This window comes from Novosphingobium sp. SG754 (assembly GCF_013149315.1).
In the GTDB taxonomy this organism is placed as follows: domain Bacteria; phylum Pseudomonadota; class Alphaproteobacteria; order Sphingomonadales; family Sphingomonadaceae; genus Novosphingobium; species Novosphingobium capsulatum.
In genome coordinates this window covers 609,810-634,945 of sequence record NZ_JABGCC010000003.1, presented here as the reverse complement: position 1 = coordinate 634,945, position 25,136 = coordinate 609,810, and the positions used below count along the sequence as shown (strand labels likewise).

Annotated in this window: 18 protein-coding genes and 1 pseudogene; 14 read left to right on the top strand and 5 right to left on the bottom strand. The window is 66.3% G+C overall.

Annotation, left to right across the window (positions count from 1 at the left end; genetic code table 11):
- From FHW97_RS10655 to FHW97_RS10635, 5 genes and pseudogenes are all read left to right on the top strand, one after another.
- Nucleotides 1-199: pseudogene (locus FHW97_RS10655) on the top strand (IS3 family transposase); the annotation flags it as partial.
- 596 nt (nucleotides 200-795) lie between these two features.
- Complete coding sequence (locus FHW97_RS10650) at nucleotides 796-2,172, top strand: dienelactone hydrolase (protein WP_171798920.1); 1,377 nt, start codon at nucleotides 796-798, stop codon at nucleotides 2,170-2,172.
- Nucleotides 2,169-4,052 (top strand): sulfotransferase, encoded by a 1,884-nt coding sequence (locus FHW97_RS10645; RefSeq protein WP_171798919.1) that lies wholly within the window; start codon nucleotides 2,169-2,171, stop codon nucleotides 4,050-4,052. The genes FHW97_RS10650 and FHW97_RS10645 overlap by 4 nt, the downstream gene beginning before the upstream one ends.
- Before the next feature lie 139 nt (nucleotides 4,053-4,191).
- Nucleotides 4,192-6,666, top strand: a complete 2,475-nt coding sequence (locus FHW97_RS10640) for a TonB-dependent receptor (protein WP_253941715.1) — start codon at nucleotides 4,192-4,194, stop codon at nucleotides 6,664-6,666.
- Between the two features lie 80 nt (nucleotides 6,667-6,746).
- Nucleotides 6,747-7,685, top strand: a complete 939-nt coding sequence (locus tag FHW97_RS10635) for a LysR family transcriptional regulator (protein ID WP_169048553.1) — start codon at nucleotides 6,747-6,749, stop codon at nucleotides 7,683-7,685.
- Nucleotides 7,686-7,787: 102 nt separating this feature from the next.
- On the opposite strand, the gene FHW97_RS10630 is transcribed toward FHW97_RS10635, so the two are convergent.
- From FHW97_RS10630 to FHW97_RS10615, 4 genes are all read right to left on the bottom strand, one after another.
- Entirely contained in the window at nucleotides 7,788-8,675 is an 888-nt protein-coding gene (locus FHW97_RS10630) for a hypothetical protein (protein WP_171798918.1), read from the bottom strand.
- Nucleotides 8,672-9,664 carry an isopenicillin N synthase family oxygenase gene (locus FHW97_RS10625; RefSeq protein WP_171798917.1) on the bottom strand — a complete coding sequence of 331 codons (993 nt, stop codon included), beginning with the start codon at nucleotides 9,662-9,664 and terminating at the stop codon, nucleotides 8,672-8,674. The genes FHW97_RS10630 and FHW97_RS10625 overlap by 4 nt, the downstream gene beginning before the upstream one ends.
- Nucleotides 9,665-9,742: 78 nt before the next feature.
- The gene (locus tag FHW97_RS10620; protein WP_231627601.1) at nucleotides 9,743-10,405 is read right to left on the bottom strand and encodes a TetR/AcrR family transcriptional regulator; all 663 of its coding nucleotides are present in this window, start codon (nucleotides 10,403-10,405) and stop codon (nucleotides 9,743-9,745) included.
- Between the two features lie 178 nt (nucleotides 10,406-10,583).
- The gene (locus FHW97_RS10615) at nucleotides 10,584-11,801 is read right to left on the bottom strand and encodes an MFS transporter (RefSeq protein WP_171798916.1); all 1,218 of its coding nucleotides are present in this window, start codon (nucleotides 11,799-11,801) and stop codon (nucleotides 10,584-10,586) included.
- 124 nt (nucleotides 11,802-11,925) lie between these two features.
- Between FHW97_RS10615 and FHW97_RS10610 the strand changes: the two genes are divergently transcribed.
- From FHW97_RS10610 to FHW97_RS10570, 9 genes are all read left to right on the top strand, one after another.
- Nucleotides 11,926-13,044 carry a Gfo/Idh/MocA family protein gene (locus FHW97_RS10610; protein WP_171798915.1) on the top strand — a complete coding sequence of 373 codons (1,119 nt, stop codon included), beginning with the start codon at nucleotides 11,926-11,928 and terminating at the stop codon, nucleotides 13,042-13,044.
- Nucleotides 13,041-14,093, top strand: a complete 1,053-nt coding sequence (locus tag FHW97_RS10605; protein ID WP_062783799.1) for a sugar phosphate isomerase/epimerase — start codon at nucleotides 13,041-13,043, stop codon at nucleotides 14,091-14,093. The genes FHW97_RS10610 and FHW97_RS10605 overlap by 4 nt, the downstream gene beginning before the upstream one ends.
- Nucleotides 14,094-14,248: 155 nt before the next feature.
- On the top strand, nucleotides 14,249-14,884 hold the full coding sequence (locus tag FHW97_RS10600) for a gluconate 2-dehydrogenase subunit 3 family protein (RefSeq protein WP_171798914.1): 636 nt from the start codon (nucleotides 14,249-14,251) through the stop codon (nucleotides 14,882-14,884).
- 20 nt (nucleotides 14,885-14,904) lie between these two features.
- The gene (locus FHW97_RS10595) at nucleotides 14,905-16,590 is read left to right on the top strand and encodes a GMC oxidoreductase (protein WP_171798913.1); all 1,686 of its coding nucleotides are present in this window, start codon (nucleotides 14,905-14,907) and stop codon (nucleotides 16,588-16,590) included.
- 2 nt (nucleotides 16,591-16,592) lie between these two features.
- Complete coding sequence (locus FHW97_RS10590; protein WP_171793303.1) at nucleotides 16,593-17,993, top strand: MFS transporter; 1,401 nt, start codon at nucleotides 16,593-16,595, stop codon at nucleotides 17,991-17,993.
- Nucleotides 17,994-18,041: 48 nt separating this feature from the next.
- Complete coding sequence (locus FHW97_RS10585) at nucleotides 18,042-19,523, top strand: PAS domain S-box protein (protein WP_171798912.1); 1,482 nt, start codon at nucleotides 18,042-18,044, stop codon at nucleotides 19,521-19,523.
- 288 nt (nucleotides 19,524-19,811) lie between these two features.
- Entirely contained in the window at nucleotides 19,812-19,958 is a 147-nt protein-coding gene (locus FHW97_RS10580) for a CsbD family protein (RefSeq protein WP_370525350.1), read from the top strand.
- 68 nt (nucleotides 19,959-20,026) lie between these two features.
- Nucleotides 20,027-20,890, top strand: coding sequence for a hypothetical protein (locus FHW97_RS10575; RefSeq protein WP_171798911.1), 864 nt, complete (start codon nucleotides 20,027-20,029; stop codon nucleotides 20,888-20,890).
- 49 nt (nucleotides 20,891-20,939) lie between these two features.
- On the top strand, nucleotides 20,940-21,233 hold the full coding sequence (locus FHW97_RS10570; RefSeq protein WP_171798910.1) for a CsbD family protein: 294 nt from the start codon (nucleotides 20,940-20,942) through the stop codon (nucleotides 21,231-21,233).
- A gap of 62 nt (nucleotides 21,234-21,295) precedes the next feature.
- On the opposite strand, the gene FHW97_RS22055 is transcribed toward FHW97_RS10570, so the two are convergent.
- The gene (locus FHW97_RS22055) at nucleotides 21,296-25,087 is read right to left on the bottom strand and encodes a hypothetical protein (RefSeq protein ID WP_253941713.1); all 3,792 of its coding nucleotides are present in this window, start codon (nucleotides 25,085-25,087) and stop codon (nucleotides 21,296-21,298) included.
- Nucleotides 25,088-25,136 lie beyond the last annotated feature (49 nt).

Sequence of the window (25,136 nt, the reverse complement as noted above, 5' to 3'; positions counted from 1 at the left end):
GATCAACGGGCTCTACAAGGCCGAGGTGATCTGGCGCCAGCGCTCCTGGTCGGGCGCATCAGCCGTCGAAATGGCCACCCTGCGCTGGGTGGACTCGTTCAACAATCAACGCCTTTTCGGCCCCATCGGCTACATCCCGCCCGCCGAGGCCGAAGCCAATTACTATGCAGCACTTGAGAACCGCGATATGGCTGCATAACCCTATTGAAACTGCCTCCGGAAAACCCGGGACGGTTCAATCGTTTCCCATCCGCCCTCGGTGGGCTTCTATGAGGCGATGGGCGCGGTCGTCGTCGGTACGAAACCACTGACTGCCAAGGCAACGTGGAGCCGCCCGATCCTGTCGCTGGCGATCTAGCCGCTTTTCTCGATATTCGATCCTTTTCGGGAACGGCAATTATCGCCACCAGCCTCCTCAAAGCTGCCTGTCCGTTCCCCACCATTTTTCGACGCTAAGCGCCGTTCCGGACACGGAGTCATAGCCGTCATTTCAATTTCGACGGTGGCCAATCTGACGTGCTCCCCTGATTGTTACCAGTCAGAGGTAGAGTCCGGCCCCCTTCATGATCCGACACCGTTCTCTGGTCAGCCACTTCACGGACGTCTACGGACGTCCGTGGAATGAGAGATGGTGCCCAGGGTGGGCAACGAATGGGTCGGGCGGCTGTTCCGCCAGCTTTTCCCGACGCAGGAATAACATGAAAGCACAGGCAAATGCCTATACGAGATAGCGTGCGATCGAGGGGAGGGCATAGCATGGGGGCAAAGAACACAGGGCAGCGCGCCAGGAGGATCATGTCACAGGAAACCGGGAAAACCGGTACAGTCGGCGCCGGTGCGCGCCGGGCAAGGCGCCTGATGCGTGCCAGCGCGCTGCTGGGCCTTGCCATGCTGACTGCCGCCGCTGCGCCGCCTGCCAGCAATGCGCCGGGCAAGCTGGCCATCGGCCTGGATCAGCCAGAGCCCGGCCTGCCCGAACTGGCTGCGCCTGGCCCCTATGTACCGGGCACCATGACGCGCACGATCGTGGCCTCGGGGCAACTGGATGCGACGGCGTCGGTCGCGGCGGGGCAAGTCGTGCGCGGCACGCGCACCCTGCCGTTGCGCATCTGGTATCCCGCGCGCGGCGCGGCCGGCGCGCACACCGTGACCTATTCTGCCAGCCTGACGGCAGAGCCGCCGCAGCCGCCGGTGCACTTCACCATAGCCGGGCGCGCGGTGGCCGATGCGCCGGCGGCGGGCCAGGGCTTTCCCCTGGTGCTGCTCTCGCATGGGTTTGACAACGATCCGGTGATGCTGCGCTGGCTGGGCGAAAACCTGGCGAGCAAGGGCTATGTCGTGGTGGCCATCGCCCATCATGATGGGCCGATCACCGATCCGCGCGGCGCCGTGCCGATGATGCTGCGCCGCCCGCTCGATATCGTGCTGACGCTGCAGCGCCTGCGCGCCGGGCTGCTGGGGCCGCTGGCCGATCCGGCGCAGGTGGCGCTGATTGGCTATTCGTTTGGTGGCTATGGCGTGTTGACGGCGGCAGGCGCCCGGCTCGATCCCGCAGCCGCGTGGCTGGCGCGCATGCCGGCCGCCCTGCGCGCCGCCTATGCCGGCAATGGCCCGGCCGCGGCCGATCTGCGCGCCGATGGCATTGCTGCTGTCGTGGCGATTTCGCCTGCTGGCGGCGGGCCATCGCCGGTGTGGGGCAGCGGCGTGGCGCAAATCCATGCGCCGCTCATGGTGGTGACCGGAACGGCCGATCGCACGGTCGGCTTTGATCCCGGCCCGGCCACGATCTTTGCCGGCGCCACGGGCAGCGATCGCACCATGCTGGCGTTCGAGGGGGCCGGCCATTCGATCGGCACCGATCCCGCGCCGCCGCAGATGCGCCAGGCCTTGTGGGACATGGACTGGTTCGAAGATCCGGTGTGGCGCAAGGCGCGGCTCAACGGCATCAGCCTGCATTTCATTACCGCCTTTCTGGCGGTGCATCTCAAGCATCAGGCGGCGATGCAGGCCTATCTCACCGTGCCGGCCGAACGCTCTGACCGGGCGGGGTGGACTGGCCCTGGCACACCCTATGCAGCGGTGAGCCAGGGGGGCGACAACCCCACCTGGAAAGGCTTTGTGCGCAACCATCAGGACGGCCTGATCCTGCGCCACCTGGCCCCCGCGCCATGAGCCTGGCGCGCGCCAAGGCCCTGCTGTCCAGCGATCCTGCCCAGGCGCGCGATCTGGCCCTGGCGGCAGGGCAGGGGTTGGAGGCGCGCTTCGTGGCGGCGGCTGCCATGCGCCGCTGCGGCGATGCCACTGGGGCGCTGCGTCTGCTGGCGCCGCTGGCGCAAAGCACGGCCTGGGGCGTGCACTATGAACGCGGTGCTGCCCATGCCATGGCGGGGGAGGATGCCGCTGCGCTGGATGCTTTTAGTCTGGCACATCGCTTCAACCCGCAATCGGCGATCGCAGCCCATGCCCTGGCCGGCCAGCACGCCGTGCTGGGCCAGGCGCTGCCCCCGGCGCTGGCGCAGGCACAGCAACAGATCGTGGCGCAGGGCCATGCGCTCGCGGGGATAGACCGCGCCGATCCATGCTGGCTGCGCCTGCTGGCGGCGGCAAGCCTGGTCCAAGGTGGGCAGGATGCCGCCGAAGAATGGCTGCTTGCCGCCCTGGCCCGCGCCCCGGCCTTTTCTGCCGCCGCGCTCGATCTGGCGCTGCTCTATGAACGGCAGCAGCGCGGGCCAGAGGCGCTGGCCCTGGTGGCGCCGCTCGCCGCTCGCCATCCCGGCAATCCGGCACTACACGGCCTCGTGGCGGCAGCGCAGCTGCATGGCGGCGATGTCGATGCCGCCCTCGCCGCGCTGGATGCGGCCCTGGCATTGTCGCCTCATGACGCCGGTTTTTGGCACGTGCGTGGCCATGCCCTGGCCGCAGCCGGCGATGTGGCCGGCGCGGTCTTGGCCTACCGCCGCGCGCTGGCGCTGCGACCCGATCAGGCAGAGCCGTGGTGGAGCCTGGCCAATCTCAAGACCTTCCGCTTTGCGCCCGAGGATCACGCCGCGATGACAGCGGCACTGGCCGCGCCGGGCCTGGCGCCGGCCCAGGCCGCGCATCTCCATTTCGCGCTGGGCCGCGCGCTGCTCGATGCGCAGGAGCCGGCCGGGGCAGTGGACCATCTGCACTGCGCCAATGCTCTGCGCCGCGCGCAGGTGCCGTTCGATATCGCCGCGCACGAGCGCTTTGTCGCCGATACGATCGCCGCCACTCCCGCGTCGTTTTTCGCCGCGCGCGCCACCTGCGGCGATCCGCGCCCTGGCCCGGTATTCATCGTCGGCCTGCCGCGCAGTGGGTCAACCCTGATCGAACAGATCCTGGCCAGCCACCCGGCGGTCGAAGGTCTTTCCGAGCTGGCCGATTTCACGCTGCTGGCGCGGCAATGGACCACGCGGCTGATCCGCGAAGGGCGCGCCCACGATCGCGCGTCGGCCCTGGCGGCACTGACCGCACCCGAAGCGCGCGCGCTGGGCGAAGCCTATCTGGCGCGGGTGGCGCGCGTGCGGCAGACCGATCGGCCGCTGTTCATCGACAAGGCGCCGGGCAACCTGTTCAACCTGGCGCTGATCCGCGTGGCGCTGCCCCAGGCGCGCATCATCCACGTTTCGCGCGATCCCATGGCCTGTGGTTTCTCGCTTTATGCCCAGGATTTCGCGGACGGGCAGGGCTATAGCTATGATCTTGTCACGCTGGGCCGCTATTGTCGCGCCGCTGCCGCATTGGCGGCGCATATGCACAAGGGTTTGGGCCAGGCGATGATGGCAGTTGCCTATGAAGAGCTTGTCGAGGACGCGGAAGGCACGGTACGCCGCCTGCTGCGTCATTGCGGGCTGCCCTTTGCGCCCGAAACCCTGCACTTTTTCGACAATCCGCGCGCCGTGCGCACGATCAGCGCGCAGCAGGTGCGCCAGCCGCTGCACCGCCAGGGCCTGTCGCGCTGGCAGGCCTGTGCGCCCTGGCTTGGCCCGCTCGCTCAGGCGCTTGGCCTGGCGGATGACAAAATCCGATGAGCGCATGCGATTAACACAGTTGTTGCACGCCAGCTTGGTGCGAAGCTGGCAAGGCTCAAGACGAGTACCGGCCCAGACGCGGTCGAGCGGGTGGCGAGCGCCCGCACGGGGAGTCAAATCAGAAAGTGCGAGGGGTATAATGAACAATAGCGACCTCCTGTCCGCCATGCACCGTGCGCGCCTGTCCGCGCGGCTCCTGGCATCCACCGCCGTGGTTTCCGCCGCGATGCTGGCCACGGCGCCCGCCTGGGCCGATGAACAGGCCACCCAGCCCAGCGGCAAGATCGAAGACATCGTCGTCACCGCCAGCCGTTCGGGCGCGGAATCGGTGCAGAAGGTGCCGATCGCGATTTCGGTGGTGAACGTCGACACGATCACCAAGTCTGGCCAGGGCAACCTGTCTGATCTGCAGCGCTTTGTCCCCTCGCTCTCGATCACCGAAAGCGCGCCGGGCTTCAACAAGTTCAACATGCGCGGCCTGTCGACCGGCGGCTATCGCACGTCCGACACCTCGGACCGCTCGCTCGTGGCGGTCTATCTCGATGATACGCCGATCTCGGTGCAAGGGCAGACGCCCGATCTCAAGGTCTATGACCTCGAACGCGTGGAAGTGCTGCGCGGCCCGCAAGGCACGCTCTACGGCGCGGGCTCGATGGCCGGTACGGTGCGCTTCGTCACCGCCAAGCCGCGTGCCGATGAAGTGTCCGGCTCGATCGAAGGCACGGCGGCTTCCACCGAGCACGGCGCGGCCAGCGGCAGCGTGCGGGGCATGATCAACCTGCCGCTGGTGAAGGACCAGCTGGCCGTGCGCGCCAATGTCTATGTCGGCCGCGATGGCGGGTTCATCGACAATGTCGGCGCCTATGCCGGGCAGAACCGCAACAGCAACACCACCGAACAGGCGCGCGTTGCCCTGCGCTGGACGCCCAGCACCGCCTTCACCTTTGACGCCGCGTTCACCTATGAACACAGCAAGGCCAATGGCCTCAACACCGGCATGAGCGGGTTGGCGGACTACACCACCTTCACCAACGGGCCGGAAGGCACCAGCGACAAGTTCCGCCTCTACCAGGCCTCGGGCGATTATGACCTGGGCGGCGTGCACCTGATCATCAGCGGCGCGCATACCGATCGCGAGGTTGGCTATCTGGCCAGCACCGAGCCGACCATCGGCTATTTCTTCCAGGATTACAGCGGCGGTACGCTGCCGGTCAGCAGCACGACCTATCCGCTCTACAAGGCGCCGACCAGCTTCGATCCGGCGGTCAGCAAGCTGATCCCCTATGAACAGTATTCGATCAACCAGAAGATCAAGGACACCATGCTGGAAGCGCGCCTCGCTTCCGACAATACCGGCCCGGTGAAATGGACCGCCGGCGTGTTCTATGAAAAGCAGATCCGCCACCTGGTCCAGGACATTCCCGTCGCCGGGTTCGATACCCTGTCGTACATGAACTATTTCTATGGCCCGTTCCCGCAGACGGCCAATGGCCTTTATGATTCCAAGGCTGTGGACAAAGCGTTCAATTCCAATGACATCTTCTCGGGTCTTCAGGATACGGACGAACATCAGTTCGCCGCTTATGCCGATGCCACCTGGCACATCACCGACAAGCTCGATCTGTCGGGCGGCCTGCGCTACTTCAACTTCAAGGAAAAGTATTACCTGTTTGAAAGCGGCGTCTATGGCGTGATCAATCACGTGCCGCTGGAACAGAACGCCACGCTCAAGTCAAACGGCGTGAACCCGCGCGCCAACGTGTCGTACAAGGCCAGCCAGGACTTCATGGTCTATGCCGAAGTCGCCAAGGGCTTCCGCTATGGCGGGGCCAACCAGCCCGTGCCGATCGGCGACACCGGCATCTCGCAGACCTGCAAGAACAACCTGGCGTCCTATGGCTATTCCTCGGCCCCCAGTACGTTCGGCCCGGACAAGCTGTGGAACTATACTATTGGTGAAAAGGCGCGCCTGGCCGATGGCAAGGTGACGTTCAACGCCAGCGCGTTCTGGATCGACTGGAGCGACGTGCAAACGCGCCTGCTGCTCGATTGCTCGTACTTCTTCACCGACAACAAGGGCAAGATCCGCTCCAAGGGCCTGGAGCTGGAAACCACGGTGAAGCTTAGCCCGGAAATCACCTTCTCGGGCTTTGCCTCCTACACGGACTCGCGCGCCAACGGGAATATCCCCACGGTCGGCGCGTTTGACGGCAACCGCACGCCCTATTTCCCGCAATGGACCGCGTCGGCCTCGCTGTTCTATGATGCCAATGTTGGCACCGATCAGTCGATCCACCTGCGCGCCAGCTATCAGTACCAGGGCGACCAGTTCACCACGTTCAACCCCTACAAGACCACGATCACCAATGGTCAGCTGGTGACCGATGGCCCCAGCGCCACTTATGCGCGCATCCCCGCGCAGAACAATGTCAGCGCCTCGATCAGCTATGACATCGGCCGCCTGGAAATTGGCCTGTTCGGCAACAACCTGATCAACGGCGTGAAGTATGTCGATGTGGCACGGGCAACCTATTACAAGGTCTATCAGCCCGGCGACCGCATCTCGTGGGCACGTCCCCGCACGATCGGCGTGCGCGCGCGCTACGCGTTCTGATGATGTGATCGGGGGAAGCGGCTTGTGCCTGCTTCCCCCTGACATTGCCGCCGGCCGGGCCTTGGCATAGGGTCAGGGTCATGCCGGCGCCCGATCCTTTGCTGCCCAATCCCTTGTTTGCCACCCAGGTCGATTGGAACCTGCTGCGCCTGTTTGCCGATATCGTGAAGGCAGGCGGCATCGGCGCGGCGGCGCGCCGCCTCAACAAGCAGCAGCCCACAATCAGTGCCGCGCTCAAGCGGCTGGAAGAGCACGCTGGCGCGCGCCTGCTGCATCGCAGTGCCAGTGGCGTGGAACTGACCGCAGCCGGCCGCGCGCTTTATCTGCTGTGCGAAGACATGGCGCAAGCGGCCCGTGCCGCGCCCCATCGCATTGCCCAGGCGCTGCAGCAGGTCGAAGGGCTGGCGCGCATCCAGGTCGTGTCCTCGATCGTGTCGCCCGCCTTTGACGCCGCGATCGCCAGTCTGCATGCCCGCCACCCCGCGATCCGCATCGAAATCCGCGTCTCGCCCTGGCGCAGCGTGCTCGATGTGCTGGAACGCGGCGAGGCGGAACTGGGCGTGGGCACCGACAGCGGCGTGCGCGCCGGGCTGACCTACGAGCCGCTGTTTACCGAAACCCAGCAACTCTACTGCGCGCGCAGCAGCCCGCTCTACGGCACGCGCGTGGCGACCATGGCCAGCCTGCGCGAACAAGGCTTTGTGCTGACCGGGCAGGACGAGGTCGACACGATCACCCACCTGCGCCAGCGCTATCGCCTCGGCACGGTGGTGACGGGCCTGGCTGAAGACATTCACGAGGCACTGCGCCTGATCCGGCTGGGCACCGGCATCGGCTTCCTCCCGACCCTCGCCGCCGCGCCCGCCGTGGCGAGCGGGGACTTGTGGCCGCTGCTGCCCGACGACCTGGCGCCATCCTATCCGATGTACCTGCTCACCCGCCAGGCGCCCGAGCGCGGCACGCCGGCGCAGCTGTTCCTCGACGAGATCACCGGCCACCTGCGCGCGCGGGAGGTCTAGGTAGCAAGGCAGCGGGACGCCGTATCAAGTCCGGGGTGACGTAGGTGCATGTAATATATTGTATTTTTCGTCACCCCGGACTTGATCCGGGATCCCGCTTTCTCAACGCAAAACCCGCGCATTGCGCTCCAGATGCCCGCGTTCGGCCTCCAGCCAGGCTTGCCCCTCGGGTGTGGTGGGCGTCTGCGTGACAAAGGCGAAGTCGGGCTCGTGCACGTCGATGGTATAAGCCAGCGTGCAGGCCATGCCGTCGATCGTGCAGTGCTGGTGCACCTGGCCATCGGCCTGGAGCGCGAAGTCACCGTGGAGCAGCAGTGCCCCGTGCCGCGCCGGGATGGTGGTATGCGTGATGTGGGCGCCGTCCAGCGCGACCGAGACTTCGTAGCTGGCGACCTGCGCCGCGCTGGCGATGCCCTGGGCCAGGGCGTGGTCCAGGCTCGGGGTGCTGGAGAGCGCGGCGTCGATCGCTGGCAGGCGTGATCGCGCGAGGGCCATGTGCGCGCCGGCCACGATCAGCCCGCCGTCCATGGCATGGTCTGTCCCGGTGGCATGCTCGCGCAGCAGATGCAGCCGCAGCCCAAGCAGCCGGCCAGGCGCGGCGAGTTGCCGCCAATCCTCGACATAGGCGCCCGATGGCGCAAACTCGAGCACGCTGTTGCCGATGAACGCCAGGCGCGCCGGTTCGGGCCACTGGTTGCGCGGTTGATAGCTGCGCGCCACCGACCACGACATTTCGCCGCGCTGCGCATCCCACAGCGTGTCGCCCACCCAGCCCTGGCGGTGGGTCAGTGCCGTGTCATCTAGGCCGGGCAGGCGCAGGTCGAGCGTGAAGCTGCGTGACTGGAACCAATAAACCGGCGTTACCTCGTCAGTCAGCCCGGTGCAGAAGGTGATGCTCTTGCGCCGGAACGCGCCGAGCAGGTGGCGCGGAAACGGCACCGCGCCCAGCGGCCGGGGCGGCAGCGCGGCCAGTAGATCGGCAACTTTCATGCACCGGCCTCTGGCCGGCCGAACGAGGCCAGTGGCACTGGATCGTTGAGCGCCAGGTCGCCGCGCGCAATGCGCTGCTTGAGATAGGCGAAGGTCTGCGCCGTCTGGTTGAACAGGTGTTCCCCGCCCTTGATCGGGCGATAGCGCGGGGCTTCGCCGCGCACCACCGGGGCGATGACGTGATCGTAATCGCACGAGCAGAACAGCGGGAAGGAATAGCGCTCCTGCGCCACGGTCTTCACCCGGTGCTTGGTGGCCAGATAGCGGCCGTTGGACATGATCTCCATCATGTCGCCTACGTTCATGATCAGCGCGCCATCGATCAGCGGCACATCGAACCAGGCGCCGTGCCGATCCACCACCTGCAGCCCCGGCGCGGTAACGTGCAGCAGGGTGAAGCATTCGTAATCGGTATGCGCGCCAATCCCGGGGCGGTCTTGCGCGGCGGGATCGTGGGGATAGTGGATCAGCCGCAACTGGCTGGGCGGGTGGCGCAGGTGCGCGTCGAAATGCGTTTCATCAAGGCCCAGCGCCAGGGCAAAGGCACGGAACAGCTGGTGGCTGATCCCGGTAAGATGGGCATACCAGGCCTGCACATCGGCGCGAAAGCCGGGCATCGCCGGCCACAGGTTTGGCCCCAGCAGCGGGCGGCGCTCGCTGCCGTGATAGTCTATGTTGATGTCATAGGCTTCCTTGAGATCGGGCGGGCCGCTGCCGAAATGTTCCTCGCCCATCGGCACATAGCCGCTGTGGTTGTGCGACAGGCCGATATAGCCTTGCATCTTGGTGGCGAGATCCTGCGCGAAATAGTCCTGCGCCCGCGCCACCAGCCGCGCGCGCAGCCCGGCGTCGATCTGCGATCCGGTGACGTAGAGAAACCCCGCCTCGACACAGGCGCGGTCCAATTCCTGCGCCACGGCCAGGCGATCGGCGCGGTCCGGGCTTTGCAGGCGGGAGATATCGACAAGGAGCAGGGCGTGATCGGGCATGGCCGATCTTCTTCCCCTTCTGCCTGCCCCACGCCAGCCGGCAAATGCCGATGCCGGCCATCAATCTGGTCTATGGGCTCAGGCGGCCGCGAAATAGGCGGTGCACATCCGCCCGAGCTCACGCTTGAGCACGTTCCAGTCATAGTTGGTGACCGACTCGCTGCTCGAACCCAGGCTCAACTGGCGGGCAAGGGTGGCAAAGATGATATGGTGCGCGGCCTTGGCGCACATTTCCGGGTCTGGCCCGGCAATTTCATCGCGATAGCGCATGAACGCCGCCAGCGCCTTTGATTCGGCGAGCAGCGCGGCGCGCTTGCCCAGCGCGGAAATGGGCGGGTCGTGCTCGGCCCGCATCATCGTCAACCGCAGCAGCGGCGCGTTGCGGCGCAGCACTTCGGAATAGGCTTCCACATAGTGCGGAACGAATTCCTTGAGCGTGGCGCACGAGGCGGCCAGCGCGGCCTGCATCGTGTCTTCTTCCTGCGCCAGGGTCTGCGTCGCGCGATAGAGCACGGCGCGCACCAGGCTGTCCTTGTTCTCGAACCGCAAGTAGATCGACCCGATCGAGACCTTGCCCCGGCTGCTCACCTCCTGCAGGGTGAAATCCTCGTTGCCGCGCTCCACCATCAGGGTTCGCGCGGTGGCCAGCATACGCTCGAGCGAGGCCTTGCTGCGCCCCTGCAACGGCGCACGGCCCATGGATTCAAGCGACAACTCGACGGCATCCGCCAAGGCGGACATGTCCTGCGGCATCAAGGCAACCCCATGCTGGCACACGCTGAAACGGCGCGCGCATCCCTCTGCGCCTTAAAGGCATTTGTGGCGAACGCCAACCGGCCTGTCATACCGCTGCCACAGGACGCCGCCAGGCCCGGCCCAAGCCCATGCCCAGGCCCGGTGCGCCGCGTGGCTGCGGCGCTCAAGCGGGCTGCAACGCTGCTGGCCGGCGCAGGCCCAGGACGCCGCCCGCAATGGCGGCGATCAGCGCGACCACGCCGGCGACCAGGAACGCACCCTGCATCGATCCCGCACCCCGCGCCACCAGGCCCACCACGACCGGCGAGACGGCCTGGCCCAGGAAGAAGCAGCTGGTCCACACCCCCATGCCCCGGCCGCGATGGCGGAACGAGAACTTGGTCTGTGCCCAGGCGATCAGCGCCGGCACGGCCATGCCCGCGCCGGTCTGCTGCACCGCCAGCGCCAGCTGCATTTCCAGGATCGAATGCGCCAGGCCCACGCCAGCCAGGCCGAGGGCGAACAGCACCAGGAACGTGGCGATCTGCACCGCATTGCCAAAGCGCGAGACGATGCGGAACAGCACCGCGCCGGCCAGGATGAAGAAGCTGGGCACGAAGGTGGCCTTGCTGACCGCCATCGGGCTGGTCACGCCCACTTCGGCCCAGGCGATGCTGCCATTGACGATGAACACGTAATAGAGAACCGAGCAGAACAGCGTCAGCCCGCCGACCAGGAAGGCCGTGCCGAACGGGAACGGGCCATCGGCCGCCGTGGTCGCCGGTGCACCGGCCGTACGAGTCTTGTCCTTAGCCTGGTCGGGCTCGAAAATGCACAGATACATCGCAACAAAGATCGGCAGGGCGATGAGATAGACCAGGAAGCTGCCGTTCCAGCGCCACGCCGCCACCGCTGCCACCAGCAGGAACACCATGGACTGGAACGCCGGACCGACCAGGCCCTGCAGCATCAGCCAGGTGCGGCGCTGGCCATCTTCCCAATAATCCGCGATCAGGGTGTTGACGATGGTGAGGATGCCGGCCTCGCACACGCCCAGCAGCAGGCGCGTGGCAAAGATCACATCAAGGTTTTCCAGGAAGAACGGCAAGGTGCCGACGATGCCGTAGAAAAACGTGCAGATCAGCAGCAGCGGCCGCCGGCCAAAGCGATCGACGAACAGCCCGGCAAACGGCGCCAGCACGGCAATGGCATAGCCGGGTGCGGTGACCATGGCCGGCACGCGGATCGCGGCATCGGGCACGTTCTTGAAATGGGTGATCATCGCGGCAACCACCGGGAACATCGCGATGATGGCAAAGACCGGCAGGAAGCCCGCCACGATCATCGTGGCGCCCTGGGGCTTGAGCGTGAGCGAGCCGTAAAACTTGCGGGCGAGCTGCATTCGATATTCTCCCGTCGGGGCCGTTCAGCCGCGGCCATTCCTGCTTGACGACGCAGGCCCTATCAAACTAGAATTTGGATTACAAACGAAACTGCGCGGGGAGAGTGACTTGCAGCGTCTGCGAATGGGCATGATCGGGGGTGGGCCAGGCGCCTTCATCGGGCCGGTGCACCGCTATGCGGCGGAAATGGACCGTGAGATCGAGCTGGTTGCCGGGGTTTTCTCCAGCGATGCCGCGCGTGGCAAGGCTGCCGCCGATGTCTATCGCGTCGATCCGGAACGCGCCTATCCCACGCTTGAGGCGATGTTTGCCGCAGAACGCGAGCGGACCGATGGCATCGATTTCGTGGCGATCGTCTCGCCCAATCACCACCACTTGCCCGCCGCCCGCGCGGCGCTGGTCGCAGGCCTGCCGGTGATGACCGACAAGCCGCTGACCGCCACGCTGGACGAGGCAGACGAACTGGCTGGCCTGGTGCGTGCCGCCGGGCTGCCGTTCGGCGTCACCTATACCTATTCCGGCTATCCCCTGGTGCGCGAGGCGCGGGCGCGGGTGGCGTCGGGCGCGCTTGGCACCGTGCGCAAGATCGTGGTGGAATATCCCCAGGGCTGGCTTGCGACGGAGGCCACCGGCAAGCAGGCCGAATGGCGTGTCGATCCCGCGCGCGCCGGGCTGGGCGGCTGCATCGGCGACATCGGGGTTCACGCGTTTCACCTGGCTGAATTCATCAGCGGGCTGAAAGTCGCCTCGCTGCTGGCCGATCTGGGCACTGTGGTGCCGGGCCGCGCGCTGGATGATGATTGCACGGTGCTGCTGCGTTTCGACAACGGCGCGCGCGGCGTGCTGCTGGCCAGCCAGATCGAAGTGGGCGAGCGCAACGGCCTGCGCATCCGGCTCTATGGCGATCGCGGCGGGCTGGCCTGGCGCCAGGAAGTGCCCAACATGCTGGAACTGACCACGCTGGACGGGCGCACCGAAATCGTTCACGCCGGCAGTGGCCAGTTGGGCCCCGATGCCCTGGCCCGCACGCGCACGCCGGCTGGCCATCCCGAAGGCTATCTCGAGGCCTTTGCCAATCTCTATCGCGATTTTGCCGCCCGGCTGCGGGGCGAACCCGCGCCCTTGCTGCCCGGCCTCGATGACGGGCTGCGCGGCATGGCGTTCATTGCCACTGCCGTTTCCGCCAGCCGCGCCGGTGCCGGCTGGGTGCCCCTGACTGTTCGACGGAGCCTGACACCATGAAGACCATCAAGGGGCCAGGCATTTTCCTGGCCCAGTTCGCCGGCGACGCCGCCCCGTTCAACAGCCTGGATGCGATCGGCACCTATATGGCCGGGCTGGGCTACAAAGGCGTGCAGATCCCCAGCTGGGACAAGCGCCTGTTCGATCTCGACCTTGCTGCGGAAAGCCAGACCTATTGCGACGAGGTGAAAGGCATGCTGGCCGACAAGGGGCTGGCGATCACCGAGCTTTCCACCCATTTGCAGGGACAGTTGGTCGCGGTGCATCCCGCGTTCGATGCGCAGTTTGACGCCTTTGCCCCGGCTGCCGTGCATGGCAACCCGGCCGCGCGCCAGGCCTGGGCGGTGGACCAGGTGAAGAAGGCGGCGATCGCCAGCCGGCGCCTGGGCCTGTCGGCCCATGCCACCTTTTCCGGGGCACTGGCCTGGCCCTATTTCTATCCCTGGCCGGCGCGCCCAGCGGGGCTGGTCGAGGATGCGTTTGACGAACTGGCGCGACGGTGGAAGCCGATCCTGGATGTGTTCGAGGACAATGGCGTTGATGCCGCCTATGAAATCCATCCCGGTGAAGACCTGCACGATGGCGTGACGTTCGAGATGTTCCTGGAACGCACCGGCAACCATCCGCGCGCCAAGATCCTCTATGATCCCAGCCACTTCGTGCTGCAGTGCCTGGATTACCTGGCCTACATCGACATCTATCACGAACGCATCGCCTGCTTCCACGTCAAGGATGCCGAATTCCGCCCCAGCGGCCGCAGCGGCGTCTATGGCGGCTATCAGGCCTGGGTCGATCGGCCCGGCCGGTTTCGCAGCCTCGGCGATGGGCAGGTCGATTTCCCCGCGATCTTTTCCAAGATGGCGCAATACGATTTCGCTGGCTGGGCCGTGCTGGAATGGGAATGCGCGCTCAAGCATCCCGAACAGGGCGCGGCCGAAGGCGCCCCGTTCATTGCCCGCCACATCATTCGCGTGACCGAGCATGCGTTTGATGATTTCGCCGCGGGTGGGGCCGATCGCGCGCTCAATCGCCAGCTGATGGGCTTTTGAGCGCGCCACGATCAAGTGCCTGTCATGCAAGCGTTTGCCCATTTGTGTCGGCGGGGCAGGCTTGACAGGCATGATGCAGAACAATAATTGAAATTCTAATTAAACGGGCGCACGTGCCGCGCTGGCGCCCGCACGATCGTACACCGGGAGGATGCATGACTGTCGCCGCCGATTCTCCACATCCAGCCGATACGGGATGGCAGCGCCGGGATTTCCTCGCCGGGTTGGTGTTGCTGGGCCTTGCCGTTGGGCCGGCCGCTGCAGCCGTCGCCGCTTCTGCGCCGCAGGACGCGAACATCGTGCGCTACCAGGGCCTGATGCGCGATGTGGCACAGATCGTCATTCCGCGTACCGACACGGCGGGCGCGGGGGATGTGGGCGCAGGCGCTTTCGTCTTGCTGGGCCTGGCGCACGGGCTGGGCGGCGCGCACCAGCCGGTGACCACATCGGGGCTGGAGGGCTTTTCCAGCGCCGATGGACGCTTTGACCATGCACGCTGGCTGGCTCTCGAACTCGATCGCCGCGCCGGCGGTGATTTTGCCCATGCCGGGTTGCCGGCGCGGCAGGCGGCCGTGGCGGGCCTGGATCGCGATGCCTTTGCCGACGCGCCGATGGCGCAGCCCTGGCACACCATCAAGAACCTCGTTCTTACAGGCTATTACACCTCGGAAATCGGCGGTTCCAAGGAACTCAACTATGAACTCGTGCCCGGCCGGTGGGACCCCGACGTGCCCGTGACGCCCACCACGCGCGCCTATTCCAGCGACTGGACGGCGATCGACTTCGGCTGATGAGCAGACAGGATTTTCCCATGGATTTCGATGCAATTGTGGTGGGCTCGGGGATCAGCGGCGGCTGGGCGGCCAAGGAGCTGACCCAGGCCGGGCTCAAGGTGCTGATGATCGAGCGGGGGCGCGAGATCCGGCACCAGCAGGACTATGACACCGAGATGAAGGCGCCGTGGGAGATGCCGTTTCGCGGGGAGGGCGATACTGCGCTCTATGAACGCGAATATCCCGTGCAGATGCTCAACCGCCATTTCAACGAATTTACCGAAGGCCACTTCGTCAACGACGCGCAGAACCCCTATCAGACCGGGGACGGCACCGATTTCACCTGGTTTCGCAGCTATCAACTGGGCGGGCGCTCGCTCACCTGGGGGCGGCAGTGCTATCGCTGGTCAGACTATGACTTTGGCGCCAACGCGCGCGACGGGCACGGCACCGATTGGCCGATCCGCTATGCCGATCTGGCGCCGTGGTATGACAAGGTCGAGCGCTTCGTGGGCGTTTCGGGCGCGAACGAGGGCCTCAAGCAATTGCCCGATGGGCAGTTCCAGCCGCCCATGGCGCTCAACGTGGTGGAACAGCACGCCCGCGCCGAAATCGCCAAGCGCTGGCCCGAACGCTGCCTGACCGTGGGGCGGACCGCCAACCTGACCGAGGCCAAGACCGAGGAAGGGCGCGCGCCGTGCCAGTATCGCTCGATCTGCGCGCGCGGCTGCTCGTATGGCGCCTATTTCTCCACGCAATCGAGCACGTTGCCTGCCGCGATGGCCACCGGCAACCTGACCGTGATCACCGACGCCGTGGTAGAGGCGGTGGATTTCGATCCCGCGACCCAGCGCGCGCGGGGCGTGCGCTATTTCGATACCAAGGCCCGCGTGCACAAGACCGCGAGCGCGCGGCTGGTGTTCCTCAACGCCGGTGCGTTCAATTCGGTGCACGTGCTGCTCAATTCCGCCACCGATGCCATGCCGCAGGGCCTGGCCAATTCCAGCGGCGTGCTGGGCACGCACATCATGGACCACGCCAATACCCTCTCGGCCGCGGCGATCATGCCGGGGTTCGAGGGCCATACTTCGTTCGGCAATCGCCCGACCGGCATCGTCATCCCGCGCTACCGCAACATGGACACGCTGGACGGCATTGGCCACACGCGCGGCTATTCGTTCCAGGGTGGCGCGCTGCAAAGCACGTGGACGCAGGGCAAGCGGCTGGCGGGCACCGGCACCGATTACAAGAACACGCTGCGCAAGCCCGGGCCGTGGCGCATGGTGTTGGTGACCTTTGCCGATTGCGTGCCGCGGCCGACCAACCGCCTCACGCTTGATCGCGCCAAGACCGACGCCAATGGCCTGCCGCAGCTCAAGGTGGACTTTGCCTATGGCAAGGAAGAGCATGCCGCCCTGGCCCAGGCCAAGGCCGATGCAGCCGAAATGCTGACGGCGGCCGGCGGCCATGTGATCATGGGCTTTGACCGGCCGGGCGCGGGCGGCAGTTCCATCCACGAGATGGGCGGCGCGCGCATGGGCCGCGATCCCAAGACCAGCGTGCTCAATCAGTGGAGCCAGGCCCACGACGTGGCCAACCTGTTCGTCACCGATGGCGCGCAGATGAGCTCTTCGGCATCCCAGAACCCGTCGCTCACCTATATGGCCTTGACCGCGCGCGCGGCCGATGCCGCCGTATCGATGTTGCGCGAAGGCAAGATCTGAGCGTGATCGACCCCCATAGCCTGACCCACCGCCAAAAGACCCTTGCGCTTGCCACCCTGATCATTGCCCTGGTGCTTGAGATCGTCGACATGACGATCGTCAACACCGCGTTGCCGGCAATCAAGGCCAGCCTGGGTGCCGATGCCCAGGCATCGCAGTGGATTGTGGCGGGCTATTCGCTGGCCTTTGCCGTGCTGCTGATGGCTGGCGGGCGGCTGGGAGATACCTTTGGCTATCGCCGCATGTTCCTGGTGGGGGTCACCGGTTTTACCCTGGCCTCGGCCGCCTGTGGGCTGGCGCATACCGGCACTGCCCTGGTGGCGGCGCGCCTGTTGCAGGGCGCGACCGGGGCGGTGATGGCGCCCCAGGCGATGGCCATGGTGCAGGTGATGTTTTCCCCGCTGGAGCGGGTGTCGCGCATGGCGCTGTTCGGCGTGATCGGCGGGCTTGCCGCCATTGCCGGGCCGGTGCTGGGTGGCCTGCTGATCGAGGCTAACCTGTTCGATCTGGGCTGGCGCGCGGTATTCCTGATCAACCTGCCGGTGGGCGTGGGCGCGGTGATCGCCGGGCTGGTATTCCTGCCCGAGGCGCGTTCGGGCCGGCCGGCGGGGTACGACCTGATCGGCATGGCGCTGTTCGGCCTGGCCATGGCGGCGCTGCTTCATCCCCTGATCGGCGCGGCGGAAACCGGGCATGGCGGCGCCATGCTGTGGCCCCTGGTGGCGGTGGTGCCGTTGGGCGTGCTCGCCTGGCGCCACGCCGGCAAGCGTGTGCGCGCCGGGCGGCCGGCGCTGTTCGATCCGGCGCTGTTCACCATTGCCAGCTTTCGCCAGGGGCTGGCGCTGGCCATCGTGTTCGGCGCGGTGGGCGCGGGCTTTCTGCTGGTCTTTGCCTTTGCCATGCAGGCCGAACGCGGCCAGACGCCGCTGTTCACCGGGCTGCTCCACGTGCCTTATGGGCTTGGCGCGATGTTTGGCATCGGGGTGATGAGCCGCAATCTGCTGCCCCGCCTCGGCCGTTGGGTGCTGGTGCTGGGTGCAGGCGTGATGCTGCCGGCAACGGCGCTGGTGCTATGGGGGATTACCATGGCGCACTTGCCCTGGCTTGCCGTGGGGCTGTGCCTGATGCTGGCAGGCGCAGGCATGGGCATGACCTCGGGTTGCGTCGGCCCCGTCGTGGTCTCGCGCGTCGATCGCGATCATGCGGGGGCGGCCAGCGCGCTGTTGAAGACCAGCCAGCAGTTTGGCGCGGCATTGGGCGTGGCCCTGGTCGGCAGCCTTTATTTTGCTGCCGGCGCAAGGGCATTCGCCCCGCCCGCCATGGCCGCCCTGGCCGTGATCGCGGCATTGCAACTGGCGTGCATCGGCCTTGCCTGGCGCCTACCGCACCGGCTGTTCGACTAGGCCGAAAAACGCCGGGATCGGCCTGCGCCCTGGGGCATTGAAGCGGCCATGGACAAGCAAGCGGCAGACCCGTCGATCGAGCAGGAGCGCCTGCGCCACATCATTGGCGGCCTGAGCGAGGGGGTGCTGCTGGTTGACGCGGAGCAGCGCATCGTCTGGGCCAACCCCGCAGCCCTTGTCATGCATGGCGTGGAACGGCTGGCAGATCTGGGCGCGGACGTTGACGATTATCGCCGCCGCTTCCAGCTGCGCTATCGCAACAACCACCGCCTGGAGCGCGGTGACTATCCGCTCGATCGCGTGATCGCCGGCGAGGCGTTCGACGAGGTGGTGGTCGAGGTAATCCCGCAAGGCGAGGACGAGCCGCGCTGGATCCACCAGATCCGCAGCCTGATCCTGTCTGACTCTGGTGGCACACCCGATCTGCTGGTGCTGATCATCCAGGACGTGTCCTTGCGGTATGAGGCCGAGTTGCGGTTCGAACGGGCATTCAACGTCAACCCCGCGCCGGCGGTGATCATGCGGCTGTCTGACCTGCGCTATGTCAAGGTCAACCAGGGTTTCCTCGATCTGACCGGCTACCAGAAGGACGAAGTGCTGGGCCGCACGCTCTATGAGATCGACGTGCTCAAGGACGCGGCCGATATCGACACGGCCAAGGAGCGCATCCGCGAAGCGCGCACCGTGCCGCAGATGCAGGCCGATTTGGAATTGCCCGATGGCGGGCGCAAGCTGGTGATCGTGGCCGGGCAACCGGTGGACCTGGGCGACGAGCCCTGCATGCTGTTCTCGTTTGCCGACCTGGAGCCGCGCCGCCAGGCCGAAAACGAACTGCGCCACAGCGAAGAACGCTTTGTCACCACGTTCCGCCTAGCGCCGGTGGCCATGGCGATCACCACGCGCGGCGATCACACGCTGTGCGATACCAACGATGCGTTCCACCAGTTGACCGGGTGGTCATCGGACGAGGCGATGGGCAAGACCATGCCCGCGCTCAAGCTGTGGGCCGATGCCACGTTCCTGTCGTCGGTGGCCGAGCAACTGGTCGAACGCAGCGCCTTTCGCGGGCGCGATGCGCAAGTGCGCGGCAAGGATGGCGGGGTAACCGACTGCCTGGTTTCGGCCGCCGCGATTCCCTTGCGGCGCGATACCTGCACACTGTGGGTGATCCAGGATATTCACGAACGCCGCCACAGCGAGCTGGAACTGATCGGCGCGATCGAGGCGGTGATGAAGGACACCAACTGGTTCAGCCGCACCGTGGTGGAAAAGCTCGCCAACCTGCGCGCGCCGCACGGCAGCGAGCGCCCTGCCGAAACCAGCGAACTGACCCGGCGCGAAAAGGAGGTGCTCAGCTTGCTATGCGAAGGTGGCGACGATGCCACGATCGCACGCGAAATGGGCGTCTCGCGCAACACGCTGCGCAACCACGTGGCGCGGGTCTATGCCAAGATCGGCGTCAACCGCCGGGCGCAAGCGGTGCTGTGGGCACGCGAGCGCGGCTACCCGCTGCAGCGCCCGATCCGCTGACTCAAAGGATAGCGGGACCCCGGATCAAGTCCGGGGTGACGGCAATCTATAGCTAGATGTTCTTCGTCACCCCGGACTTGATCCGGGGTCCCGCTTGATGTTTCGCAGAACGGCCGCCAGCACCAAACCCGCCCCGCCGATTTGGCCAGTTTGTACCATACGATTTGGTACTTCTGCATCTCTCGCGGGCGATTGGGGCGGCTTATCTCTCCATCATCGGCGCGATGGTCGCGCTACGTGATGGGAGGTTCCCATGAACGAAGACCGCATCGAAGGCGAAGTGCGCAGGTGAAGGGCTCGATCCTGGAAGCGATCGGCAAGATCACCGGCAATGACCAGACCCGTGCCCAAGGCACGGCGGAAAAGCTGGCCGGCAAGGTGCAGGCCAAGGCGGCCAGCGCCGCCGAGACCGTGCGCAAGCGCACCGGCAAGTAAGCCGCGGCCACGCCGCGCACCCTTTTTACCACCACACGAAGATACCTACCTTCCCGCAGGAGATTTGCATGGCAACGACCATGATTGACGGTCGCATTGACGACCGTCTGGCCCCGCGCATGAACTGGTCGGCCCTGATGGCCGGCACCGTGATCGCGCTGGCCATTGAAGTGACGCTGGGCCTGCTGGGCGCCGGCATCGGCTTTTCGGCGATCAATCCCGGTTCGGCCAGTGGCGCGAGCGCCGGTGGGCTTGGCCTGGGCGCGCTGGTCTGGTGGACGGTCAGCAGCATTCTGGCGCTGGCCGCCGGTGCCTATGGCGCCACGCTGGTATCGCGCAGCCGCCGCCCGGTCGATGGCGTGATGCATGGCCTGGCAATTTGGGGCCTGACCCTGTTGCTGACCTTCTACCTGCTTTCTTCGGCGGTGGGCGGCATCGTTGGCGGGGCGTTCCGCGCGGTGGGCAGCGTGGCCACGGCAGCGGCCAGTGGTGCCAGCGCGGTCACGCCCACGGTGGCCAAGGCGGCCGGCGTGGACCAGGCCGATGTCGACGCGCAGGTTTCTGCGCTGCTCGATACCACGCCCAACGATCCGGCCGCGATGACGCCGGAACAGGGCCGCAAGGCGATCCTGGCGGAACTGCCGGCCATGGCCAAGGGCGGTGAAGAGGGGCGCGCGGCCGAACAGCGCGTGGCGATGATCGTGGCGGCGCAGAACAAGATCTCGCCCGACGAAGCCATGGCGCGCGTCGAAAAGGCCCGCCAGCAGTTCCTGGCCGCCAAGCAGAGCGCGATCGATACCGCGATCGACGCTGGCAGCAAGGGCGCCGATCTGGCCGCCGGCACGGCCTTTGCCCTGTTCGTGGTGATGATGCTGGGCGCCAGCGCTGCCGCCGCCGGGGGTGTTGCCGCCACCCGCCGCAACGACGCCTGAGCCAAGCCATCACGACTTTGACCAACGTTCCAGCGCAAGGAGCATGATCATGAACGAACATCGCATTTCCGGCGCGATCGAGGAAGCCGCCGGCACCATCGAGCAGGGCATCGGCACGGTTACCGGTGACGAGGGCACCCGCCTGCGCGGCCAGAGCCGCCGCATCGAAGGCCGCGTGGAAGGCCTGGTCGGCAAGACGATCGACCGGGCGATCGACCGGGCAGTGGTTCTGATCGAACGCGGCGAGCAGCTGGTGCGCAACCATCCCCGGGCCAGTGCCATCGTTGCCGGCGTGGTCGCGCTTTCGCTCGGCCGCCGGTTGAGCGCGGCAACGCGGGGCTGATTGACGGAACCAGCGCGGCGGCGCGGAAGGGAGCGATCCTTTCCGCGCCGCTTTGCGCATGGTCACTGCACCGGTTCGAGCGTCGCCAGCGTGACATCGTTGCTATGCATCGCAACGTCGCGCATCAGTTGGCCATCGGCGCTGACGGTCACCGTCTCGCTCGCTTCGGGCTTGTCCTGGGCCAGCGCGGCCAGGCTGGCAAGCTGGGCCGGGGTCAGCCGCTCGGGCGCGCCCATGTCGATATAGGCGGAATAGGCATCGTTGGCGCGATAGCCGGTGCGATGCAGGGTATAGCGATAGCGACCGGGCGCGAGGTGGCTGAACGCCAGGCGCACCGGCGCTGCCGGATGATTGGGCACCAGCTTGCCAAAGAAGCTGCGGTTGCTGGTCGGCTGGGCGGGCTGCTCGAAATCCCACACCACGGCGGCCACCTTGCGTCCGTCGCGCGCGATCCAGCTTTGCGCGTCGTCAGCCGGCACGCGGCGGCCCTGCAGGGCATGGAGGTATTTGTAAGCAAACCATGCCGGCTTGCGGATGCCGTCCTTGGTCATCAGGCCAAAGCCGCCGTGAAATTCGGTGGTCGGCGGGCCCGGCTCCTCGAACAGGTCGGAGTAGACCCAATAGCTCATCCCTTGCGCCGCGCCTTCCACGCTTTTGAGCTTGGACAGGATATAGGGCGCGCTGACGTAGGAATCGTGCACCAGGTCGCGCGGGGTATAGCTGGTGCTCCATTCGGTGAAATAGAGCGGCAAGCCGGGAAAGGCCGAGGCGTCGATCTGCTGGCGCACACGCCGCACATCGCCGGTGATCGCCTGCGGGCTGGGATCGAGCTTGGTATCGTCCTTGCCCATTTCATCCAGGAAGCCGCCATTCACGCCATAGGTGTGGGTGGTGACGAAATCGATCGTGCCGCCCTTGGCTTTCACTGCGGCGAGAAGTTCGGGCACCCAGGCCGCGCCGGCGGTGGACGGGCCACCAACCCTGAGCTGGGGATCGATCGCCTTGATAGTCCTGGCAGTCAGCAGATAGAGATCGAAATAGGCCTGTTGATCGGCGTTTTCCCAGAAGCCGGCCAGGTTTGGCTCGTTCCACACCTCGAAATACCATTGCCGCACGTCGTCCTGGCCATAGCGCGCGATCATGTGCCGCACGAAGGCATCGACCAGATCGCGCCACGGGCCGGGCTGCGGGTGCGAGGTATTGCCTTTCCAGTAGAAGATCGTCTGATCAGAGGTTTTCAGCGCATCGGGGGTAAAGCCAAGTTCCACGAAGGGGCGCAGGTGCCGCGCCTTGAGATCATCGTAGAGCGCGTCGATCGCGGTCCAGTCATAGACGATCTTGCCGTTGACGCGCTTTACCGTGCCCAGCGCATCGTGGAAAATGTCGTGGAAGCGGATGGTGCGAAAGCCCAGTTCTTCGCTCGCGAGCTTGAGCTGCGCCATGTTTTCCGGGCGACGCAGCGTGCCGGGATAGTCTGACCCGATCGAGAGATCGAAGAACCGATCGATCGGCCCACCATCGCGCGCCACGTCAACGGCGATCTGGCGAGTGGCGGTGGCGGCAGGGACGGAGGCAGATGCGGCGGCTGCACCCGGTGCCGCGCCGGCCACGGGCAGCGGCTTGTTGGCCGGCATGCCCACCATGATGCCGCGCCCATGCGGCGCCAGATAGAGCGTGCCGGGATCGAGCATGTCCCCCGCGATCGCGCGCAAGGTGCCGAACTGCTGGTCCGGGCTGTTGATCCGCACCCAGTTGGCGCCGGCATCGTCAGACCGCCACAGCCCTTCCTGGCCCATGACCTTGCCCCACAGGAACACCGCGGGATACGCGTCCTTGACCACCGGCGCGCCAAAGCTGACGAGCCAGGCCTCGGTCACCTTGCGCATTTGGGTAACCTTGGTCTTGCTGTCGGGCGAATGGAACAGCCCCATCGGCAGCGCCAGCCACAGGTCTCTCACCAGGCCGGGCACCACTGCCAGCGTGCCCTTCTGCCAGCTTTCCACCTTGGGCAGGCCTGCGATCAGGGTGGTAAAGCTGCTGCCGCCATCGCCGCTGGCCAGCACCGCCGAACTGGCCTGGTCATAGACATAGAACAGCCCATCGGCGGCCTTGTCGGCCACGGGCAGATAGGACGTATCGGCCCGCGCGGCGATGCCGGTGGAAGGCTGCCAGGTCTTGCCCATGTCTTTCGAGACATAGAGCCCATCCTTCTCCGGCGCCCAGACCAGCGTGGTGCCCTTGGCCGATATCGCTGCCACGCCCGGCCTGCGCCAATCGCCGCCAGGGGCGGGCGGGTGATAGGCGGCGCTGGCAAACGGTGTCCACGTCGCGCCGCCATCGGTGGTGGTATAGCCATAGCTGGGACCATGATCGACCAGGCGCACCATGCTGCCCGGCTTGGCCCCGGCATAGTCGATGCTGAAATTGGTCTCGCTTGCCGGGGTGAACAGGCCCTTGCGCGGCGGGGTGCGCGCCAGGTCTTCCCAGGCGCCGCCACCCACGTCGCCAAAGGCGGCCAGCACGGCCGCGCCGCCGGTGGGAGAGGCCATCTGCAGCGTGGCGGCCTCTTCCAGATTGCCCACGGTAAAATCGAACGTCACCGGCTCGCCCGGCTTGGCCGAAGCAAGGTTGCGGCTGATCCACAGGCCATAGCCGGTGCCATAGATCATCTCGTCGGACTTGAACGGGTTGAATTTCAAATCGGCCAGCCAGTGGCCCATGGTGTCGCGGCCCTTCATGTAATCGACCAGCCAGGGATAGGCACCGGGATCGTGCCGCGCATGGGCCGAAAGCGCATCCCAGTGCGCGCCGCCATCGCGCGAAAGGTAGATATCATCGCCCGGCGCCCAGCGATCGATGGTCGAGACCGCCAGCGTGCCGTCGCTGGCGAGGTCCACGCCGGAAAAGCCGCCAGGCAGGCCAGGCGCGGGCGGGGTGGGGGTGATGTCGTGCCAGCGCCTATCGCGGCCATCACGCTTCCACACGGCGCCGGTCTTGATATTGCTGGGGTTGAGCGTGCTGGCCTGGTCACCGCCGGCAAAGGTGACATAGAGGCTGCCATCGCGGCCGAACACCAGGTGTTGCGGCACCATCGCGGGCAGGCCCGGCACGGCGGAAAAGCTGGCGCCGCCATCGCGGCTCAGCATCAGCGCGCCGGTACCATCGGTCGATCCGGCCCAGACCTGGCCGGGCACCGCGGGATCGACCGCCACCAGGCTAAACCCGCCGACCTTTGCGCCGGTGCGGGCGAAAGTAAGGCCGCGATCGGTGCTCTTCCACAGGCCGTCGCGGTTGGAGCCGAAATAGAGCACGTCGCCCTGGCGCGGATCGACCGCCAGCCGCTCCCCCGTGCCGCGCCCGTCGCTGTTGCCACCTACGCCGATCGGCAGTTCGGTTTTCTGCCAGGTGCGGCCGCGATCGTCTGAGCGCAGGATCGCGCCCTTGCGGCTCCACTGCGACAGGTAAAGCCCGGCAGCGGCATAGACGCGGTCGGGCGCGTTGGGATCAACGGCAAAGCTCAGGATGCCCATCAGATCGCCATCGTCGCGGCCCAGGTGATCGAGCAGGGGAATCCAGCGTTTGTTCTCGAAATCAAAGCGGTACATGCCGCCGATATCGGTGCGGGCATAGAGAATGCCCGGCGTGCGCGGATGATAGAGAAACCCGTCGACAAAACCGCCCGCGCCAAATGGCACTGTCTGCCAGTGATAAGGCCCGCTCGCCAGCGGCGTAGCGGCGGCGTTGGCCGCAGCCGGCGCTTGCGCGTGGAGCGGCGCGGCCACGCCGAGCGCCAGGACGCTGGCCAGGGTAGTGCAGGCCAACCGGCGCGCGCCACGGAACGGGATTCCAGGCATGACATTCTCCTTCCCTGGCGGTGGCTGGGCGAGCGGTGCGCTGCCTGGC

What these genes read in the sequence shown, in the direction of transcription:
- FHW97_RS10650 (WP_171798920.1), top strand. Translation starts at nt 796, where the DNA reads ATGTCACAGGAAACCGGGAAAACCGGTACAGTCGGCGCCGGTGCGCGC.
- FHW97_RS10605 (WP_062783799.1), top strand. Translation starts at nt 13,041, where the DNA reads ATGAAGACCATCAAGGGGCCAGGCATTTTCCTGGCCCAGTTCGCCGGC.
- FHW97_RS10610 (WP_171798915.1), top strand. Translation starts at nt 11,926, where the DNA reads ATGGGCATGATCGGGGGTGGGCCAGGCGCCTTCATCGGGCCGGTGCAC.
- FHW97_RS10600 (WP_171798914.1), top strand. Translation starts at nt 14,249, where the DNA reads ATGACTGTCGCCGCCGATTCTCCACATCCAGCCGATACGGGATGGCAG.
- FHW97_RS10635 (WP_169048553.1), top strand. Translation starts at nt 6,747, where the DNA reads ATGCCGGCGCCCGATCCTTTGCTGCCCAATCCCTTGTTTGCCACCCAG.
- FHW97_RS10575 (WP_171798911.1), top strand. Translation starts at nt 20,027, where the DNA reads ATGGCAACGACCATGATTGACGGTCGCATTGACGACCGTCTGGCCCCG.
- FHW97_RS22055 (WP_253941713.1), bottom strand. Translation starts at nt 25,087, where the DNA reads ATGCCTGGAATCCCGTTCCGTGGCGCGCGCCGGTTGGCCTGCACTACC.
- FHW97_RS10570 (WP_171798910.1), top strand. Translation starts at nt 20,940, where the DNA reads ATGAACGAACATCGCATTTCCGGCGCGATCGAGGAAGCCGCCGGCACC.
- FHW97_RS10615 (WP_171798916.1), bottom strand. Translation starts at nt 11,801, where the DNA reads ATGCAGCTCGCCCGCAAGTTTTACGGCTCGCTCACGCTCAAGCCCCAG.
- FHW97_RS10640 (WP_253941715.1), top strand. Translation starts at nt 4,192, where the DNA reads ATGAACAATAGCGACCTCCTGTCCGCCATGCACCGTGCGCGCCTGTCC.
- FHW97_RS10630 (WP_171798918.1), bottom strand. Translation starts at nt 8,675, where the DNA reads ATGAAAGTTGCCGATCTACTGGCCGCGCTGCCGCCCCGGCCGCTGGGC.
- FHW97_RS10625 (WP_171798917.1), bottom strand. Translation starts at nt 9,664, where the DNA reads ATGCCCGATCACGCCCTGCTCCTTGTCGATATCTCCCGCCTGCAAAGC.
- FHW97_RS10595 (WP_171798913.1), top strand. Translation starts at nt 14,905, where the DNA reads ATGGATTTCGATGCAATTGTGGTGGGCTCGGGGATCAGCGGCGGCTGG.
- FHW97_RS10645 (WP_171798919.1), top strand. Translation starts at nt 2,169, where the DNA reads ATGAGCCTGGCGCGCGCCAAGGCCCTGCTGTCCAGCGATCCTGCCCAG.
- FHW97_RS10620 (WP_231627601.1), bottom strand. Translation starts at nt 10,405, where the DNA reads ATGTCCGCCTTGGCGGATGCCGTCGAGTTGTCGCTTGAATCCATGGGC.
- FHW97_RS10585 (WP_171798912.1), top strand. Translation starts at nt 18,042, where the DNA reads ATGGACAAGCAAGCGGCAGACCCGTCGATCGAGCAGGAGCGCCTGCGC.